The organism is Streptomyces sp. NPDC058663, assembly GCF_042716745.1.
Classification (GTDB): Bacteria; Actinomycetota; Actinomycetes; order Streptomycetales; family Streptomycetaceae; genus Streptomyces.
Genome location: NZ_JBHXRV010000089.1, coordinates 1 through 17,641, shown reverse-complemented (window position 1 = coordinate 17,641; position 17,641 = coordinate 1). Strand labels below are relative to the sequence as shown.

Sequence of the window (17,641 nt, the reverse complement as noted above, 5' to 3'; positions counted from 1 at the left end):
GCCTCCAAGAGGCCGCCCGGGGCTCGGGCCCACGCACTACTTCATTCGCTAGGCAGCGACGACGTCCACCGCTTCCGCAGGTGCCTTGATCGTCACTCGCTCGGTCGGCACACCGGGCACGCCGGTCACCGACGTCACGGAGACCGCATTGAGCATCGGTCGTACCGGCTGGCGCACCGGCGTCTCGCCGGCCGCAGCCGACGCCGCCAGTTCGGCCAGGGAAAGCTCGTCGCTCACTTCCCGCATGAGCTCGGACATCCGTACATCCAGCGCGTCGCAGATCGCGGAAAGCAGCTCGGAAGATGCCTCCTTCTGCCCCCGCTCCACCTCGGAGAGATAGCCGAGCGAAACCCGGGCGGACGAGGAGACTTCGCGCAGAGTACGGCCCTGGCGCTGGCGCTGCCGACGCAGCACGTCACCCAGCAGGCGACGGAGCAGAATCATCGGTGGCTCCCTCCTCGGACCGCGTAGCCGCATCCTTCACGCCCCACCGTACCGCCTCGCGCTGCGGCCGTGCGGGGAGCGATGTCGTGTTCACTCAGGGCTGCAAACATCAAGTCCCCCCGTTCTGTTCCGTATCCTGTGCCCGCACATTCTCGAACGGTTCATCCGCCCTCCCGTTCGGTTCACCCGCGGGCCCAGCCGGATCCCTCTCGGTCCGGTCGGCCAGCTCGCTTGCGAGCAGCCCGAAAACTCCCCGCACACTCTCTCTACGAATGTCCGAACGGCTGCCGTTCAACCGCAGTGCCGCCACTTTCTGTACCCCTTCGGGTCCTGCGACGGCCACGAAAACCGTGCCGACCGGTTGCCCGTCCTGCGGATCGGGGCCGGCGACCCCTGTCGTCGCGATGCCCCAGTCGGCCCCGAGAACCCGTCGCACACCGGCCGCCATCTGCCGTGCGACCTCGCCGTCCACGGCACCGCGCTCCCGCAGCAGGCCGGGAGCGACACCGAGAAGATCACGCTTGAGTTCGGTCGCGTACGCCGTCACGGACCCGCGGAAGACCTGGGAGGCCCCGGGCACCTCCGTCAGCTCCGCGGCCACCAGACCGCCGGTCAGCGACTCGGCAACCGCCAGCGTCTGCCCCCTGGCACCCAGCTCCGCCAACACCCCGGCAGCTGCACGACCCACACCAGCACCCACAACCACAGCATCACCAGCACCAGCACCAGCACCAGCACCAGCACCGGAAACGTCCCTCGCCCCGGCAGCCCCGCCCGACACCGAACTCACCGAGCGGCCCGCTCCGCCGCCAGTCCGGCCCGCCGCAGCACGACCGCCTGCCGTACGTAGTCCAGGCCGGTCACCACCGTCAGCACCACGGCCACCGCCATCATCCACCACCGGAACGTGGCCAGCGGCCCCTCCAGCATCAGCACGTACATGCCGACCGCCGTGCCCTGGGCGAGCGTCTTCATCTTGCCGCCGCGGCTGGCCGGAATCACCCCGTGCCGGATCACCCAGAACCGCATCAGCGTGATCCCCAGCTCGCGGAAGAGGATCACCCCGGTCACCCACCAGGGCAGATCCCCCAGGGCCGACAGACTGATCAGCCCGGCCGCCATGATCGCCTTGTCCGCGATCGGGTCTGCGATCTTCCCGAAGTCCGTGACCAGGTTGTACGTACGCGCCAGATGGCCGTCGAACACGTCGGTGATCATCGCGACGGCGAACGCCGCCCACGCCCACGCCCGCCATATCGGGTCGTGCCCGCCCTCCGCGAGGAGCAGAGCCACGAATCCCGGCACCAGCACGAGGCGCACCATCGTCAGGATGTTGGCGATGTTCCACAGACTGGCCTGGCTCACCACCACCGCGCCACCCAGCTTTCCGCCGGTCACCGGCGCCCTGCCGGTGCCGCCCGTCGCGGACGCCGGGATTCCGCTCATCTGGCCGCCTCCTCAGGAACCTCGCTGGACCCGTCGGCCACCTCGGGCCCACCAGGCATCGGCTCGGCGACGAGGTCCACGCCCTCGGTGCCGACCACCTTTGCGAAGACCATACGGCCCGGCGTCAACCCGTGGCTGGTCGTGAAGACCACCTGGCCGTCCGTCTCGGGCGCCTGGTGCGCCGCCCGGCCGATCGCGCCGTCCTCGTCGTCGATCGATTCGACCAGTACCTCCAGCGTCTCACCGACCCGCTCCTCCGCGCGCTGCGCGGTGAGCTCCTCCGCCAGCCGCGACAGGTGTGCGAGCCGCTTCGCGATCACGTCCTCGTCAAGCTTGTTCTCGTACGTCACGGCCTCGGTGCCGTCCTCGTCCGAGTAGCCGAAGACACCGATGGCGTCCAGGCGGGCACCGGTGAGGAAGCGCTCCAGCTCGGCGAAATCCGCTTCGCTCTCACCGGGGAAGCCCACGATGAAGTTCGAGCGCACACCGGCGTGCGGGGCCTTGGCGCGGATGGTCTCCAGCAGCTGCCAGAACTGCTCGGTGGAGCCGAAGCGCCGCATCGACCGCAGCACGCCGGGCGCGGAGTGCTGAAAGGACAGGTCGAAGTAGGGGACGACCTTGGGCGTGGAGGTCAGTACGTCGATCAGGCCGGGGCGCATCTCGGCCGGCTGGAGGTAGCTGACCCGGACCCGCTCGATGCCCTCGACGTCCGCCAGCTCGGGCAGCAGCGTCTCCAGGAGGCGGATGTCGCCCAGGTCCTTGCCGTACGAGGTGTTGTTCTCGGAGACCAGCATGACCTCCTTCACTCCCTGCTCGGCCAGCCAGCGCGTCTCCTGGAGCACGTCGCTGGGGCGCCGGGAGATGAAGGAGCCGCGGAAGGAGGGGATGGCGCAGAACGAGCAGCGCCGGTCGCAGCCGGAGGCGAGCTTCACCGAGGCCACCGGGCTGCTGCCCAGACGGCGGCGGAGCGGCGCCCGCGGTCCGGACTCCGGAGCGACACCCTCCGGCAGGTCGGCGGGGGCCGGGGCAGGCTCCTCCTGCGCATGGCCGGGCAGCGAGACGCGGGCGTCCTGCCGCTCGGCCGGGCTGATCGGGAGCAGCTGGCGCCGGTCGCGCGGGGTGTGTGCCTCGACAGAACCGCCCGCGAGGATGGTCTGGAGGCGGTTGGAGATGTCGGAGTAGTCGTCGAAGCCGAGCACGCCGTCGGCCTCCGGCAGGGCCTCGGCGAGGTCCTTGCCGTACCGCTCGGCCATGCAGCCCACGGCGACGACGGCCTGGGTGCGGCCGTGGTCCTTGAGATCGTTGGCTTCGAGCAGGGCGTCGACGGAGTCCTTCTTGGCGGCTTCGACGAATCCGCAGGTGTTGACGACGGCGACGTCCGCGTCCGCGGCGTTCTCGACGAGGTCCCAGCCGTCCGCTGCCAAGCGGCCTGCAAGCTCCTCCGAGTCCACCTCGTTACGGGCGCAGCCAAGAGTGACAAGGGCGACGGTGCGGCGTTCGGGCATGGACTCAAGACTACTTTGTCCCGGCGCACACCCTTCCCCGGAGGGGCCGCCCCACGCCCTCTCCCCGCGCTACCCCTTCCGACCTGCGAAGACGCCGCGGAGAGAGACGAGGGCCGGGTGCGTGTGCTCGCACCCGGCCCTGTCCGAAACGTCACCCGCACGGTCGGCTCCGAAACGGAGCCCCGCAGGGTCGGCTCAGCCCACTTCCGGGTCGCCCTTGGTGTAGGTGAGCCGCTCGACCTGGCCGGGGCGGAAGTCGTCCACGACCTCCTTGCCGTTCACGAACAGCTGGACGGCTCCGGCGTCACCGAGGACGACGTCGAGCTTCTTCGGGTCGGTGAAGATCTTGGACTCGCCCTGCTTGAGGAAGCCGTCGTAGAGCAGCCGCCCGTTGTGGGCGCGGGCCGAGACCCAGCTCTTCTCTCCGGTCGCCACCATCTTGACCGTGACCCGGTCCGCCGGGGCGGCCGCGATGGCGCTGTCCGCGGGGGCGGGCGGCTTGACGTCGGTGGGCCTGGGCTTGGTCGGGGTCGGCTTGGGGGCGGGCGCGGTGGCGGTGGCGCCTTCCGCGACGCTCCGCGATCCGCTCGCCTTGTCGTCGCCGCTGAACATCGTGAAGCCGACGAAGCCGATCACCGCGACGATCGCGGCGACCATGGCGGCGGTCCAGTTGGGCCTGCGCGGCTCAGGTCTGATCCGCTCGGCCTCGAAGAGCGGGGCGGCCGGCGTCGGCGCGGGCCGTCCGCCGTGTTCGCCGTCGTACTGTGCGACCAGTGCTGCCGGGTCGAGTCCGACGGCGGCCGCGAGGGTGCGGATGTGGCCGCGGGCGTACACGTCGCCGCCGCACCGCGAGAAGTCGTCCGACTCGATGGCGTGGACGATGGGGATGCGCACCCGGGTCGACGTACTGACTTCATCGACCGTCAGACCTGCGGCGATCCGGGCCTGCTGGAGGGCACGACCGATGGTGGGACGGTCGTCTTCAGGGGAGTTGCCGGGGGAGTCTGGGGAGCTGCCGATGGACACGGGGGCGCCTTTCGAGCGTGAGCCACCTGCTGGAGGTTCAGTCTAGGGGGGTGACGAAAGGGTGGGGCAATCGGGAGGCGGTCTTTGTACGCCATCGGAACGTTCCGAAGGACCGAAGGCACCACCGCACCGCAGCCGCGAACAGCGCTGCCCGGCCATGGCTGCCTCCCTTCCCTCAACTGGACGTACCCGCAAGAGAAACGGTTGCCTGTGTTCTCTTACGAGTGAGTCTCGTTGGGCCCTATGAGGGAGACTCTCCCCGGATCACGTCCAGTACGCCATCCAATTCGTCCGGCTTCACGAGAACGTCGCGTGCCTTCGACCCCTCGCTCGGCCCCACAATGCCCCGGGACTCCATCAGGTCCATGAGCCTGCCCGCCTTCGCGAATCCCACGCGCAGCTTGCGCTGAAGCATCGACGTCGACCCGAACTGGGTGGAAACAACCAGCTCAGCGGCCTGGCACAACAGGTCGAGGTCGTCGCCGATGTCCTCGTCGATCTCCTTCTTCTGCTTGGTGCCGACCACCACGTCGTCCCGGAAGACCGGGGCCATCTGGTCCTTGCAGTGCTGGACGACGGCCGCGACCTCGTCCTCGGTGACGAAGGCGCCCTGCATACGGGTCGGCTTGTTGGCGCCCATCGGCAGGAACAGCCCGTCGCCCTTGCCGATCAGCTTCTCGGCGCCCGGCTGGTCGAGGATGACCCGGCTGTCGGCGAGGGAGGAGGTGGCGAAGGCGAGCCGGGAGGGCACGTTCGCCTTGATCAGGCCGGTGACGACGTCCACGGACGGCCGCTGGGTGGCGAGCACCAGATGGATTCCGGCCGCTCGGGCCAACTGGGTGATGCGGACGATCGAGTCCTCGACGTCGCGCGGCGCGACCATCATCAGGTCCGCGAGCTCGTCGACGATGACGAGCAGGTACGGATAGGCCTGGAGCTCGCGCTCGCTGCCCTCGGGCGTCTTGAGCTTGCCGGAGCGCACGGCGGCGTTGAAGTCGTCGATGTGCCGGTAGCCGAACGCCGCGAGGTCGTCGTACCGCAGGTCCATTTCCCGTACCACCCACTGGAGCGCTTCGGCGGCCCGCTTCGGGTTGGTGATGATGGGGGTGATCAGGTGCGGGATGCCTTCGTACGCGGTCAGCTCGACCCGCTTGGGGTCGACCAGCACCATCCGTACGTCCTCCGGGGTGGCCCTGACCATGATCGAGGTGATCAGGCAGTTGATGCAGGACGACTTTCCGGAGCCGGTCGCGCCGGCCACGAGCACGTGCGGCATCTTCGCCAGGTTGGCCATCTCGTAGCCGCCCTCGACGTTCTTGCCGAGCGCGACCAGCATCGGGTGGTCGTCCTCCGCGGCGTCCGCGAGGCGGAGCACGTCGCCGAGGTTGACCATCTCGCGGTCGCTGTTGGGGATCTCGATGCCGACGGCGGACTTGCCGGGGATCGGCGAGATGATCCGGACGTCAGGGGACGCCACCGCGTACGCGATGTTCTTCGTCAGAGCGGTGATCTTCTCGACCTTGACGGCGGGTCCGAGTTCCACCTCGTAGCGGGTCACGGTCGGGCCGCGGGTGAAGCCGGTGACGGCCGCGTCGACCTTGAACTCCATGAAGACGGTCGAGAGCGATTCCACGACGGCGTCGTTGGCCGCGCTGCGCGTCTTGCCGGGTCCGCCGCGCTCCAGCAGGTCCAGCGAGGGCAGCGAGTACGTGATGTCCCCGGAGAGCTGGAGCTGCTCGGCCCGCGACGGCAGCACCTGGGGCACCTCCGGCGGCGCCTTGGTGAGGTCGGCCACCCTCGGCGGCGGGGTGTCGGTCTGCCGGGCGCCGACCGGGCGGGTCCTTCCCGGCGGCGGGGAGGCCGGCGCGGCGGACTCCGCGGGGGCGGGGGCGGGCGGGGCGGCCTCGCGCGCCGGGGGCACGGACGAGGTCCGCTCCTGCTCCGGGGCGACGCCCTGGGTCAGGTCGGCGACGACCGGCGAGGGGGGCAGGCCGTTCATCACCGCGCCGTCGAGCGCGGCGGCAGCGGCGGCCGCCACATCCACCGCGTCCTGCGGCCTGCCGTACTGCGAGGGCTGCACCGACGGGGCCCTGCGGGGCCTGCGGCGGCGCCCCAGCGCTTCTTCCTCGGCGGCCTCCGGGTCGTGGCTGCGCGCCGCGCTCCGGCGCGCGGAGGGGCGCTGCGCGCCGGCGGGAAGCGCCTCGCGCCACTGTTCGTCGTACCGCTCGTCGTCCTCGCCGTCGATGCCCTCGGAGTGCGCGATCCGCTCCCCCGGCCTGGGCTCTATGACGCCCAGCCGGATGCCGAGCTGCCGCAGCCGCTGCGGAATAGCGTTGACCGGTGTCGCCGTGACGACCAGCAGCCCGAAGACCGTGACGAGCAGCAGCAGCGGTACGGCGAGCACCGTGCCCATCGTGAAGGTCAGCGGCACCGAGGCGGCCCAGCCGATCAGCCCGCCTGCGTCCTGCATCGCCTCACTGCCGTCGCCGCGCCCCGGAGAACCGCACGCGATGTGCACCTGGCCCAGCACACCGATCACCAGCGCGGACAGACCGATGACGATCCGCCCGTTGGCCTCGGGGCGCTCCGGATGCATGATCAGCCGCACGCCGATGGCGCCGAGCAGGATCGGCACCAACAGGTCGAGCCGCCCGAAGGCGCCGGTGATCAGCAACTTCACCAGGTCGCCGACGGGGCCGCGCAACTGGGCCCAGGTCCCCGCCGCGACGATCAGCGCGAGGCCGAGCAGCAGCAGCGCGAGCCCGTCCTTGCGATGCGCCGGGTCGAGCCCCTTCGCGCCCCGCCCTATGCCGCGGAACATCGCCCCGACGCCGTGCGCCAGACCGAGGTAGGCACCGCGCACCAGCCGGTAGATGCCCCCGGTCGGAGACGGCGCCGGCCTGGGCGCCGGCCGGGCCGCCGCCTTCCTGGCGGGAGCCTTCTTCGCGGGCGCCTTCTTGGGGGCGGTCTTCTTCACGGGTGGTTTCGCCGCGGACCTGGCGGGCGCCGCCTTCTTCGCAGCGCCCGGCGTACGGCCGGCGCGCGGCTTCGCGGTGCCCGTCGTGCCCTGAGAACCCTTGCCGGACGTACGTGAGGCCATGGGGCAAGAGGTTACCGGTGGAGACGCCCGGCGACACGTGTGCCCACTGCTTCACCCGACCGTGTCGCCCTTTGTCCCACCGGTAATTGACGGCCCGCTCGGGCGGCCCCCCGAGTCTGCCCCCGAACCCCGGCCACATGCGGCAGCCCCGCCCCTGACACGTCGCCAGGAACGGGGCTGCCGCACCGTCACTTCCGTCCACCCGCCGTACGCGGGCCGCCACGCACCGTCAGTTCTGCGACGGGAGCGTGCCCGTACCTCCACCGGTGCCCGGTTCGAGGGCGTCCAGCGCCCGGCGCAGTCCGGTGAGCTTGCGCTCCAGGTGCGCCGCGGTGGCCACGGCTGCGGCGTCCGCCGAGTCGTCGTCGAGCTGCTTGGACAACGCCTCCGCCTGCTCCTCGACCGCCGCGAGCCGCGCGGACAGCTCGGCCAGCAGCCCCGCGGGCTCCTTGACCACTCCCGCGTCCGCCCGGTTCGTACCTTCCAACTGGAGGCGCAGCAGCGCCGCCTGCTCTCGCAGCTGACAGTTCTTCATGTACAGCTCGACGAAGACCGAGACCTTGGCGCGCAGCACCCAGGGGTCGAACGGCTTCGAGATGTAGTCCACCGCACCCGCCGCATAACCCCGGAAGGTGTGATGCGGACCATGGTTGATCGCGGTGAGGAAGATGATCGGGATGTCCCTGGTCCGCTCCCGCCGCTTGATGTGCGCGGCGGTTTCGAAACCGTCCATTCCCGGCATCTGAACATCCAGCAGAATGACCGCGAAGTCATCAGTAAGCAGTGCTTTGAGCGCTTCCTCCCCTGACGATGCCCTCACCAGTGTCTGATCGAGCGCAGAGAGGATGGCCTCCAGCGCCAACAGATTCTCCGGCCGGTCATCGACCAGGAGGATCTTGGCCTTCTGCACCATGGCCCGTCCTCCTCGCCCCGGCAGTGCACCGGGCGCCGCCCCGGAGGACGACTCCCTTGCGTCGCCCGTCCTTGTGCCGGTCATGGTAGCCGTACCCACCCGGTCGCCACACCCTGTCACCGCGATGTCACTGTGCACGTAGCAGAAACGCATCGGGAGACCGATAGGTTCCCCGAATCCCGTGCTCTCACACGCCGTCGGCCACAGTCAGTCAGCAGGACTGTCCGCGGCCGACGGTCCACCCGGCCCACCGTACGGTCACCCGGGTGCTCGCGGCGGCACCGGGATCACTCCTCCCCGCTCATCCACCGCTGCATCACACCGAGCAGATGGTCGGGGTCCACCGGCTTGGTCACATAGTCCGACGCACCCGAGTCGATGGCCTTCTCCCGGTCGCCCTTCATCGCCTTGGCGGTCAGCGCGATGATCGGCAGCCCGGCGAACTGCGGCATCCTGCGGATCGCCGTCGTCGTCGCGTACCCGTCCATCTCCGGCATCATGATGTCCATCAGCACGACCGTCACATCGTCATGCTGCTCCAGGACTTCGATGCCCTCGCGCCCGTTCTCCGCGTACAGCACGGCAAGCCCGTGCTGCTCCAGGACGCTGGTGAGCGCGAAGACGTTGCGGATGTCGTCGTCGACGATCAGCACCTTCTCGCCGGCGAAGCCGAAGGTGCGCCGCTCCTCGGGCGCCGCCTCCTGACCCACCCACGGCTCCTGCGGCGTGGTCCCGCTCGGCGGCGCCGAGGGCTGGCCGGGCAGCGCGGGCCGCTGCTCGCCCGCCTCGAGCGCCTTGCGGCGGCGACGGAAGAGGCCGGCGGCACCGGTCTGCGGCTCGTCCGACAGGTAGCCGTACGGGGCCGAGGACTCCGCGCCGTACGGAGCCGAGGACTCCGCGGACTGCGGCTGCTCCTCCTCCGGTGCCCTGCGCGGCAGTTCCAGCCCGCCGGGCGCCAGCTGCGGGTAGCCCTGCGGCGGCAGCTCGCTGGGGTGCAACGGCAGGAACAGGGTGAACGTCGAGCCGCGCCCCGGTTCGCTCGCCGCGTGGATCTCACCGCCGAGCAGCCGCGCGATCTCCCGGCTGATCGACAGACCGAGCCCCGTACCGCCGTACTTCCTGCTGGTCGTCCCGTCGGCCTGCTTGAACGCCTCGAAGATCACCCGCATCTTGCTGGCCGCGATCCCGATGCCGGTGTCGGTGACCGAGAAGGCGATCAGGTCGCCGTCCGCGTCCCGCAGCGACCCCGCTTCGAGCAACTGCTCACGGATCTCGTGCGGTACGTCGGCGCCGGCGGGCCTGATCACCAGCTCGACAGCTCCGGTGTCGGTGAACTTCACCGCGTTGGACAGCAGGTTGCGCAGCACCTGGAGCAGGCGCTGCTCGTCGGTGTGCAGGGTGGCGGGCAGCTCCGGGGAGACCCGTACCGAGAAGTCCAGGCCCTTCTCCGCGGTGAGCGGCCGGAAGGTGGCCTCCACGTAGTCGACGAGCTGGACCAGGGCGATCCGGGTCGGCGACACGTCCATCTTGCCCGCCTCGACCTTGGAGAGGTCGAGGATGTCGTTGATCAACTGGAGCAGGTCGGAGCCCGCGCCGTGGATGGTCTCGGCGAACTCGACCTGTTTCGGGGAGAGATTCCCCTCGGCGTTGTCGGCGAGCAACTTGGCCAGGATCAGCAGGGAGTTGAGCGGGGTGCGCAGCTCGTGCGACATGTTCGCCAGGAACTCCGACTTGTAGCGCATGGAGACGGCGAGCTGCTCGGCCCGCTCCTCCAGCACCTGCCGGGCCTCCTCGATCTCGGTGTTCTTCACCTCGATGTCGCGGTTCTGCCGGGCCAGCAGCTCGGCCTTCTCCTCCAGTTCGGCGTTGGACTCCTGGAGCGCCTTCTGCCGGTTCTCCAACTCCTCGGAGCGCTCGCGCAGTTGCTCGGTGAGCTCCTGCGACTGCTCCAGCAGTACCTCGGTCTTGGTATTGACGCTGATGGTGTTGACGCTGGTCGCGATCATCTCCGCGATCTGGTTGAGGAAGTCCCGCTGGATCTGCGTGAACGGCTGGAACGACGCCAGCTCGATCACCCCCAGGACCTGCCCCTCGAAGAGCACCGGCAGCACGATCACATGCGCCGGCGGCGCCTCGCCCAGCCCCGAGGAGATCTTCAGATACCCCTCGGGCACCTTCACCTGGATGGTCCGCTTCTCCTCGGCCGCGGTACCGATCAGGGTCTCCCCCGGCCGGAAGACGGTCGGCATGCCGCTCGGCGAGTACCCGTAGCTCCCGCGCATCCGCAGCTGATACGGACTGTCCGCCTCGGCCCCGACCTCGGCCCCCTTGGCCGCGCCCGCCCCCGACGCCATCGCGAGGAAGAAAGCGCCCTGCTGCGCGGAGACCACCGGCGTCAGCTCGCTCATGATCAGCGAGGCGACATCGTCGAGGTCCCGGCGGCCCTGCATCAGGCCGGAGATCCGGGCCAGGTTGCCCTTGAGCCAGTCCTGCTCCTTGTTGGCCAGGGTGGTGTCGCGCAGGTTGGAGATCATCGTGTTGATGTTGTCCTGGAGCTCCTGGATCTCCCCTGCGGCGTCCACGTCGATCTTCAGGGTGAGATCGCCACGGGTCACCGCCGTGGCCACCTTCGCGATGGCCCGCACCTGGCGGGTGAGGTTCCCGGCCATCTCGTTCACGGACTCCGTGAGGTCGCGCCAGGTGCCGTCCACGTCGCGCACCCGGGCCTGACCGCCCAGCTGACCGTCGGTACCCACCTCACGGGCCACCCTGGTGACCTGGTCGGCGAACGAGGACAGCTGGTCGACCATCGTGTTGATGGTGTCCTTCAGGTCCTGGATCTCTCCGCGCGCGTCGATGTCGATCTTCTTGGTGAGGTCGCCCTTGGCGATGGCGGTGGTGACGGCGGCGATCTGCCGCACCTGGCCGGTCAGGTTGGAGGCCATCGAGTTCACCGACTCGGTGAGGTCCTTCCACGTACCCGCCACACCCGGCACCCGCGCCTGGCCGCCCAGCTCGCCCTCCGTACCCACCTCCCGGGCCACCCGGGTCACCTCGTCGGCGAACGACGACAGCGTGGTCACCATGGTGTTCACCGTGTCGGCCAGCTCGGCGACCTCGCCGCGCGCCTCGACGGTGACCTTCTTCGTGAGATCGCCGTTGGCGACCGCGGACGACACCCGGGAGATGTTCCGCACCTGCGACGTCAGGTTGTTCGCCATCGTGTTGACGTTGTCGCTGAGGTCCTTCCAGATGCCGGTGACCCCCCGCACCCGGGCCTGCCCGCCGAGGATGCCCTCGGTGCCCACCTCACGGGCCACCCGGGTCACCTCGTCGGCGAAGTTGGAGAGCTGGTCGACCATCGTGTTCACGGTCGTGACGAGGTCGAGGATCTCCCCCTTCGCATCGACAGTGATCTTCTTCGACAGGTCGCCCTTGGCGACCGCCGTCGTCACTTCGGCGATGTTGCGCACCTGCGAAGTCAGGTTGTTGGCCATGAAGTTGACTGACTGGGTCAGGTCCTTCCAGGTGCCGCTGACACCCTGGACCTCCGCCTGCCCGCCGAGAATGCCCTCGGTGCCCACCTCGCGGGCCACCCGGGTCACCTGCTCCGCGAAGTTCGACAGCTGGTCGACCATCGTGTTGAGGGTGTTCTTCAGCTCCAGGATCTCGCCGCGCGCGTCCACGTCGATCTTCTGCGACAGGTCACCGCGCGCCACCGCGGTGGCGACCTGGGCGATGTTGCGCACCTGATCGGTGAGGTTCCCGGCCATGCCGTTCACCGAGTCCGTCAGATCCCGCCACACCCCGGCCACGCCGGGCACCTGGGCCTGTCCGCCGAGCCGCCCCTCGGTGCCCACCTCGCGGGCCACCCGGGTCACCTGGTCGGCGAAGGCGGACAGCTGGTCGACCATCGTGTTGATGGTGCTCTTCAGCTCCAGGATCTCGCCGCGCGCGTCCACGTCGATCTTCTGCGACAGGTCACCGCGCGCCACTGCCGTCGTGACCTGGGCGATCTGCCGCACCTGCGACGTCAGGTTGCCGGCCATGAAGTTGACGGAGTCGGTGAGTTCCTTCCACGTACCGCTGACCCCGTCGACCCGCGCCTGCCCGCCGAGGCGCCCCTCCGTACCCACGTCGCGCGCCATCCGCGTGACCTGGTCGGCGAACGACGACAGCTGGTCGACCATCGTGTTCACGGTGTTCTTCAGCTCCAGCATCTCGCCGGAGACGTCGACCGTGACCTTCTGCGACAGATCGCCGTTGGCGACGGCCGTGGTGACCTGCGCGATGTTCCGCACCTGGCCCGTGAGGTTACGGAAAGCGGTGTTGACGGAGTCCGTCAGGTCCTTCCACGTACCCGCCGCGCCCGGCACCTGCGCCTGCCCGCCGAGCTGGCCCTCGACTCCGACCTCGCGCGCCACCCGCGTCACTTCGGAACCGAAGGACTGGAGCTGCTCCACCATCGTGTTGACGGTGTTCTTCAGCTCCAGCATCTCGCCGGCCACATCGACGGTGACCTTCTGCGTCATGTCGCCGTTGGCGACGGCCGTGGTGACCTGCGCGATGTTCCGCACCTGATCCGTGAGGTTACGGAAAGCGGTGTTGACCGAGTCCGTCAGATCCTTCCACGTACCCGCCGCACCCGGCACCTGCGCCTGCCCGCCGAGCTGCCCCTCACCCCCGACCTCACTGGCGACCCGGGTCACCTCGTCCGCGAAGGTCCGCAGCGTCTCGGTCATCTGGTTGATGGTTTCTGCGAGCTGGGCGACCTCGCCGCGCGCACTCACCGTGACCTTCCGCGACAGGTCACCGCTGGCGACCGCGGTCGTCACCTCGGCGATCCCCCGCACCTGGGCGGTCAGGTTCCCGGCCATCAGGTTCACCGAATCGGTGAGGTCCTTCCACACCCCGGCCACACCGGGCACCTGCGCCTGCCCGCCCAGCTCGCCCTCGGTGCCCACCTCGCGCGCGACCCTCGTCACCTCGGACGAGAACGACGAGAGCTGGTCCACCATCGTGTTCACGGTGTTCTTCAGCTGGAGCATCTCGCCGGCCACGTGCACGGTGACCTTGCGCGACAGATCACCCTTGGCGACCGCCGTCGTCACCAGCGCGATGTCGCGCACCTGCGCGGTCAGCCGGTACGCCATCGTATTGACGGAGTCCGTGAGGTCCTTCCACGAACCGGACATGCCGCGCACCTGCGCCTGACCGCCCAGCTTGCCCTCGGTACCGACCTCCAGCGCGACGCGCGTCACCTCGTCGGTGAACGCGGACAGCTGGTCGACCAGGTTGTTGACGGTGCGCCCGACCTTGAGGAACTCACCGCGCAACGGGTGCCCGTTGCCCTCGCCACCCTGCGACCGCAGCTCCATCCGCTGCTCGAGGTCGCCCTCCGCCACGGCGGACAGCACCCTGCCGACCTCGGAAACCGGCCGTACGAGATCCTCGACGAGCGCGTTGGAGGCGTCGATGGCGGTCGCCCAGGAGCCCTCGCAGGCGCCGGTCTCCAGCCGCTCCGCCAGCTTGCCCTCGCGGCCGACCATCCGCCGTACCCGGGCCAGCTCTCCCGTCAGATGCAGATTCCGGTCGGCAACCTCATTGAAAACAGCGGCGATCTCCGACATCACCCCGTCGCCGGAGACCGTCAGCCGCTTCCTGAAGTTGCCGTCCCGCATCGACACCAAGGCCGTCAGCATGCGGTCGAGCGCAGCTGTGTCGACCTCGGTGGTCCCCTTGTTACGGGACCGTCCGCCCTTTGCGCGCGTGCTTTCGCCCCGCGCCGCCACGCCAGACTCCACCGTGTCCCTCCCGCAGGGATCGACCGTCGTTCCCAGGCCTTCGCTTGTAGCTTTCCCAGTCTTCCACCTCGGCGCACTGCCGTGTCCGACAGTCAAGGTGTGACACCCCTGGCGTCAAATCGTTGAAGCCTACAGCGGAGGCGTCGTATCCTCCGCCCCGCACGCCCGCCGTCCACGCACCCGGGACGCAGTGGCACATCTCCGCGCCCGACGGTCTAGCCTGGCAGGGCGTATCGAACCCGCGAGAAACGGGCACAGGACTCGGGGAAGCGACGAACACCACATGGGGAGTGCTGTGATCACGGCGCGGGCGGCTGCCACTTTCGAACCTGTCGGGCGGTCGGTCGCGACCGCCCGCGCGTTCGTACGGGACACCCTCCAGGGCTGGGGCCATTCCGAACTTGTCGACGACGCCGTCGTACTGACCAGCGAACTCGTCACCAACGCCGTCGTGCACGCGGGCACCAAGGCCGAGGTCCTGTGCCTGCGCACCGAGGACGGCATCCGCGTCGAGGTCGGCGACCACTACCCGGAGCGCGAAGTCCCCCTCCAGGGCACCGGTCTCTCCCTCGGCGGCCCGGACCGCGAGGGCGGCCGAGGCCTCCTCCTGTGCGCGGCCCTCGCCTCCAAGTGGGGCGTCGAGTACACCCCCACCCAGAAGCACGTCTGGTTCCAACTCGACCTGCCCCAGCGCCCGGTGGGCACCCGCGTCGCAGGACCGGTCCTCGCCGACGCCCTCCTCCCGGTCGCCGACGGCCGCATCCGCGTCGCCGTCGTACAGATAGACCGCTCCGGCGCCGTCGCCTCCTGGAACGAGGACGCCGAAGACCTCTTCGGGTACGCGGCCGACCAGGTCACCGGCAAACCCTTCACCGACTTCACCGCCTGGCCACAGACCCCCGGCATCGGCACCGGCATCGCCGAGGCCCTGCAGATGTCCCGCTGGGAGGGCAGCTACGGCATCCGCGGCGCGGACGGCCGCGTCCTCGCGGTCTACGCCTCCCACCTGCGGGTACGGGACAACGAGGGCGAGCCGTCGACGATCTGCCTCCTGGTGCGGGACATGGACCGCGCAGTCCTGCAGTCTCCCCAGCGCCAGCCCGCCGTCGACTCCCCCACCGGGACCCTCGGCGACGGCCGGTCCACGGATCCCTTCGAGGTCTTCATCGGCTCCCCCGCCCCCGACGACCTGGACGGCCTCCTCCAGCGCACCGTGGAGCGCGCCCGCGACATGCTCGACGCCGACTCCGCGTTCCTCCTGCTCGCCACCGACGACGAGACCGAACTCGAAGTGCGCGCCACCACCGGTCTGCCGTCCGCCCGCCAGCGCTTCGCCCGCGTCCCCGTCGAGGCCGGCACCGGCAGGTACGGCTCCGCCCGTATGCCCGCCGTCCACGAGGACCTGACCGCCGTGCCCGGCGCGGTCCCCCTCCTCAACGGCACCGGCATGCGCTCGGTCGTCACCGTCCCCCTCAAGGTCGAGGGCCGCCTCACCGGCTCGCTGGGCGTCGCCGCCGAATCCTCCGGCCGCTACACCAACGAGGAGGCCCTGCGCCTCCAGTTCGCCGCCGACCGCATCGCGCTCGCCGTCGAGTCCGCCCGCCTGGGCGAGCTCGAGCGCCTGCGCCGCGGCTCCCTGTCCTTCCTCGTCGAGGCCTCGGACCTGCTCGCCGGCACCCTCGACCGCGACCAGACCCTGGCCCTGATGGCGCAGATGACCGTCCCCACCCTCGCCACCTGGTGCGCCGTCTACACGATCGCCGACCAGGCCTCCGACCCGTACCTCTCCTACGTGCTGCACGAGGACGAGGAGCGCATCGACGGCCTGAAGGCCCTGCTGTCCCGGATCAGCCCGCCCGACCCGGTCCCCACCCCCGGCGCCCGCATCTGGAACGCCCCCACCGAGGCCGCCCACCAAGCCGCCCTGCGCACCTCGATGCGCAGCCTCGGCCTGAGCTCCACTCCGCATCTGGCCTCGGGCATCGGCACCACCCTCGCCACCGCCGCCGCGGTGGGCGGGGAGACGGTCGTCCTGCCCCTGGTCGCCCGCAACCGCGTCATCGGCATGCTGACCCTCGGCAAGCCCACCGACGACCACTTCCGCCAGGAGATCCTCGAACTCGCCGAGGACCTCTCCCGCCGCGCCGCCCTGGCCCTGGACAACGCCCGCCTGTACTCGGAGCGCATGGCCATCAGCCAGTCCCTCCAGCGCAGCCTCCTCCCGCCGGAGCTCCCGATCGTCCCCAACGTCGAGGTGGAGGTCATCTACCGCGCCGCGGGCGAGGGGAACGAAGTGGGCGGCGACTTCTACGACCTCTTCCCGATCCGCGACGGCGCGTACGGCTTCGCCATCGGCGACGTCTGCGGTACGGGCCCGGAGGCCGCGGCCGTCACCGGCCTGGCCCGCCACGCCCTGCGCCTGCTCGCCCGCGAGGGCTTCGGCGGCCCCGCCGTCCTGGAACGCCTCAACGCGGCGATCCTCGACGAGGGAGCCCGCAGCCGCTTCCTGACGCTTCTGTACGGCGAGCTGTGGCCGCAGGAGGACGGCAGCTCCATTCTCAAGATCGTCTGCGCGGGCCACCCGCTCCCGCTCCGCCTCCGCCAGGACGGCACGGTCACCCCCGCCGCCGAACCCCAGCCGCTGCTCGGCGTGATGGACGACCTGGAGCTCTACGAGGAGACCATCACGCTCGACCCGGGCGACGTTCTGCTCTGCGTCACGGACGGCATCACGGAGCGCCGCGAGGGCACCCGCATGCTGGGCGACGACGGCCTCGCCGAGGTCCTCGCGGGCTGTACGGGCCTGACGGCCGGCGCGGTCGCCGCACGCGTCCTGCGGGCGGTCGAGCGCTTCGCCGCGGAGCCTGCCTCCGACGACATGGCCATCCTCGCGATGCGTGTACCGGAGCCGATGAAGCAGTAGCCGGGCGGACTGGAGCGCCCTCAACTCCCGTCCGGCCACTCCCACACGCCCATACAGAAAAGGCCCCCGCCAACCGGCGGGGGCCTTTCCGTTTCCTGAGCCCCAATGCGGAATCGAACCGCAGACCTTCTCCTTACCATGGAGACGCTCTACCGACTGAGCTATTGGGGCCTCGCTGCCCTGCGGCAACGAGTTAGATCATACCCATAAAATCGCCGAAGTTCGAACCACTCGTCCCGCCGGTCCGAGGTGGCCCCGCGGGCCACGCTGCACGCACGCGTACAGGCCCTGGCAAGGCCCTGTACATCTCGGAGCGGCAGGGGCCGAGTAGCCAGGTCCAACCGACCGACCGGCGCCCCGGCTTACCGTGGAGCCGCGGAAACAAGCCGGTAAACGCAGAAGAGCCCCGTACCGGTATCCCCGGTACGGGGCTCTTCGCAATGATTGTTCGGCGGCGTCCTACTCTCCCACAGGGTCCCC

At 69.9% G+C, this 17,641-nt stretch carries 9 protein-coding genes and 1 tRNA gene; 1 reads left to right on the top strand and 9 read right to left on the bottom strand.

The genetic code is table 11. The annotated features are described in order from the left end of the window. Positions 1-48: 48 nt before the first annotated feature. The 8 genes from ACFWVV_RS36825 to ACFWVV_RS36790 form a co-directional block, all read right to left on the bottom strand. A complete protein-coding gene (locus ACFWVV_RS36825; RefSeq protein WP_384358728.1) occupies positions 49-444 on the bottom strand; it encodes a helix-turn-helix domain-containing protein in 396 nt (131 codons plus the stop codon). A 109-nt stretch (positions 445-553) separates the two neighbouring features. Beyond that, a complete protein-coding gene (locus ACFWVV_RS36820) occupies positions 554-1,132 on the bottom strand; it encodes a CinA family protein (protein ID WP_384358743.1) in 579 nt (192 codons plus the stop codon). Between the two features lie 98 nt (positions 1,133-1,230). Next, complete coding sequence (pgsA, locus tag ACFWVV_RS36815) at positions 1,231-1,890, bottom strand: CDP-diacylglycerol--glycerol-3-phosphate 3-phosphatidyltransferase (RefSeq protein ID WP_384358730.1); 660 nt, start codon at positions 1,888-1,890, stop codon at positions 1,231-1,233. Then, positions 1,887-3,395 carry a 30S ribosomal protein S12 methylthiotransferase RimO gene (gene rimO / locus ACFWVV_RS36810; protein ID WP_384358732.1) on the bottom strand — a complete coding sequence of 503 codons (1,509 nt, stop codon included), beginning with the start codon at positions 3,393-3,395 and terminating at the stop codon, positions 1,887-1,889. Before rimO ends, pgsA begins: the two co-directional genes overlap by 4 nt. Before the next feature lie 195 nt (positions 3,396-3,590). After that, positions 3,591-4,421, bottom strand: a complete 831-nt coding sequence (locus ACFWVV_RS36805) for a helix-turn-helix domain-containing protein (protein WP_384358734.1) — start codon at positions 4,419-4,421, stop codon at positions 3,591-3,593. 241 nt (positions 4,422-4,662) lie between these two features. After that, a complete protein-coding gene (locus ACFWVV_RS36800) occupies positions 4,663-7,521 on the bottom strand; it encodes a DNA translocase FtsK (RefSeq protein WP_384358736.1) in 2,859 nt (952 codons plus the stop codon). A 229-nt stretch (positions 7,522-7,750) separates the two neighbouring features. Beyond that, on the bottom strand, positions 7,751-8,434 hold the full coding sequence (locus ACFWVV_RS36795) for a two-component system response regulator (protein WP_384358738.1): 684 nt from the start codon (positions 8,432-8,434) through the stop codon (positions 7,751-7,753). Between the two features lie 287 nt (positions 8,435-8,721). Beyond that, positions 8,722-14,136, bottom strand: a complete 5,415-nt coding sequence (locus ACFWVV_RS36790) for a HAMP domain-containing protein (protein WP_384358739.1) — start codon at positions 14,134-14,136, stop codon at positions 8,722-8,724. 385 nt (positions 14,137-14,521) lie between these two features. Between ACFWVV_RS36790 and ACFWVV_RS36785 the strand changes: the two genes are divergently transcribed. Further along, entirely contained in the window at positions 14,522-17,161 is a 2,640-nt protein-coding gene (locus tag ACFWVV_RS36785) for a SpoIIE family protein phosphatase (RefSeq protein WP_384358741.1), read from the top strand. 98 nt (positions 17,162-17,259) lie between these two features. Here the strand turns inward: ACFWVV_RS36785 and ACFWVV_RS36780 are convergent. Next, positions 17,260-17,332, bottom strand: a tRNA-Thr gene (locus tag ACFWVV_RS36780). Positions 17,333-17,641: the final 309 nt, after the last annotated feature.

Excerpts from the sequence above, each read along its gene's own strand:
- ACFWVV_RS36825 (WP_384358728.1), bottom strand. The coding sequence starts at position 444 with ATGATTCTGCTCCGTCGCCTGCTGGGTGACGTGCTGCGTCGGCAGCGC.
- pgsA (WP_384358730.1), bottom strand. The coding sequence starts at position 1,890 with ATGAGCGGAATCCCGGCGTCCGCGACGGGCGGCACCGGCAGGGCGCCG.
- rimO (WP_384358732.1), bottom strand. The coding sequence starts at position 3,395 with ATGCCCGAACGCCGCACCGTCGCCCTTGTCACTCTTGGCTGCGCCCGT.
- ACFWVV_RS36800 (WP_384358736.1), bottom strand. The coding sequence starts at position 7,521 with ATGGCCTCACGTACGTCCGGCAAGGGTTCTCAGGGCACGACGGGCACC.
- ACFWVV_RS36795 (WP_384358738.1), bottom strand. The coding sequence starts at position 8,434 with ATGGTGCAGAAGGCCAAGATCCTCCTGGTCGATGACCGGCCGGAGAAT.
- ACFWVV_RS36790 (WP_384358739.1), bottom strand. The coding sequence starts at position 14,136 with ATGCTGACGGCCTTGGTGTCGATGCGGGACGGCAACTTCAGGAAGCGG.
- ACFWVV_RS36785 (WP_384358741.1), top strand. The coding sequence starts at position 14,522 with ATGGGGAGTGCTGTGATCACGGCGCGGGCGGCTGCCACTTTCGAACCT.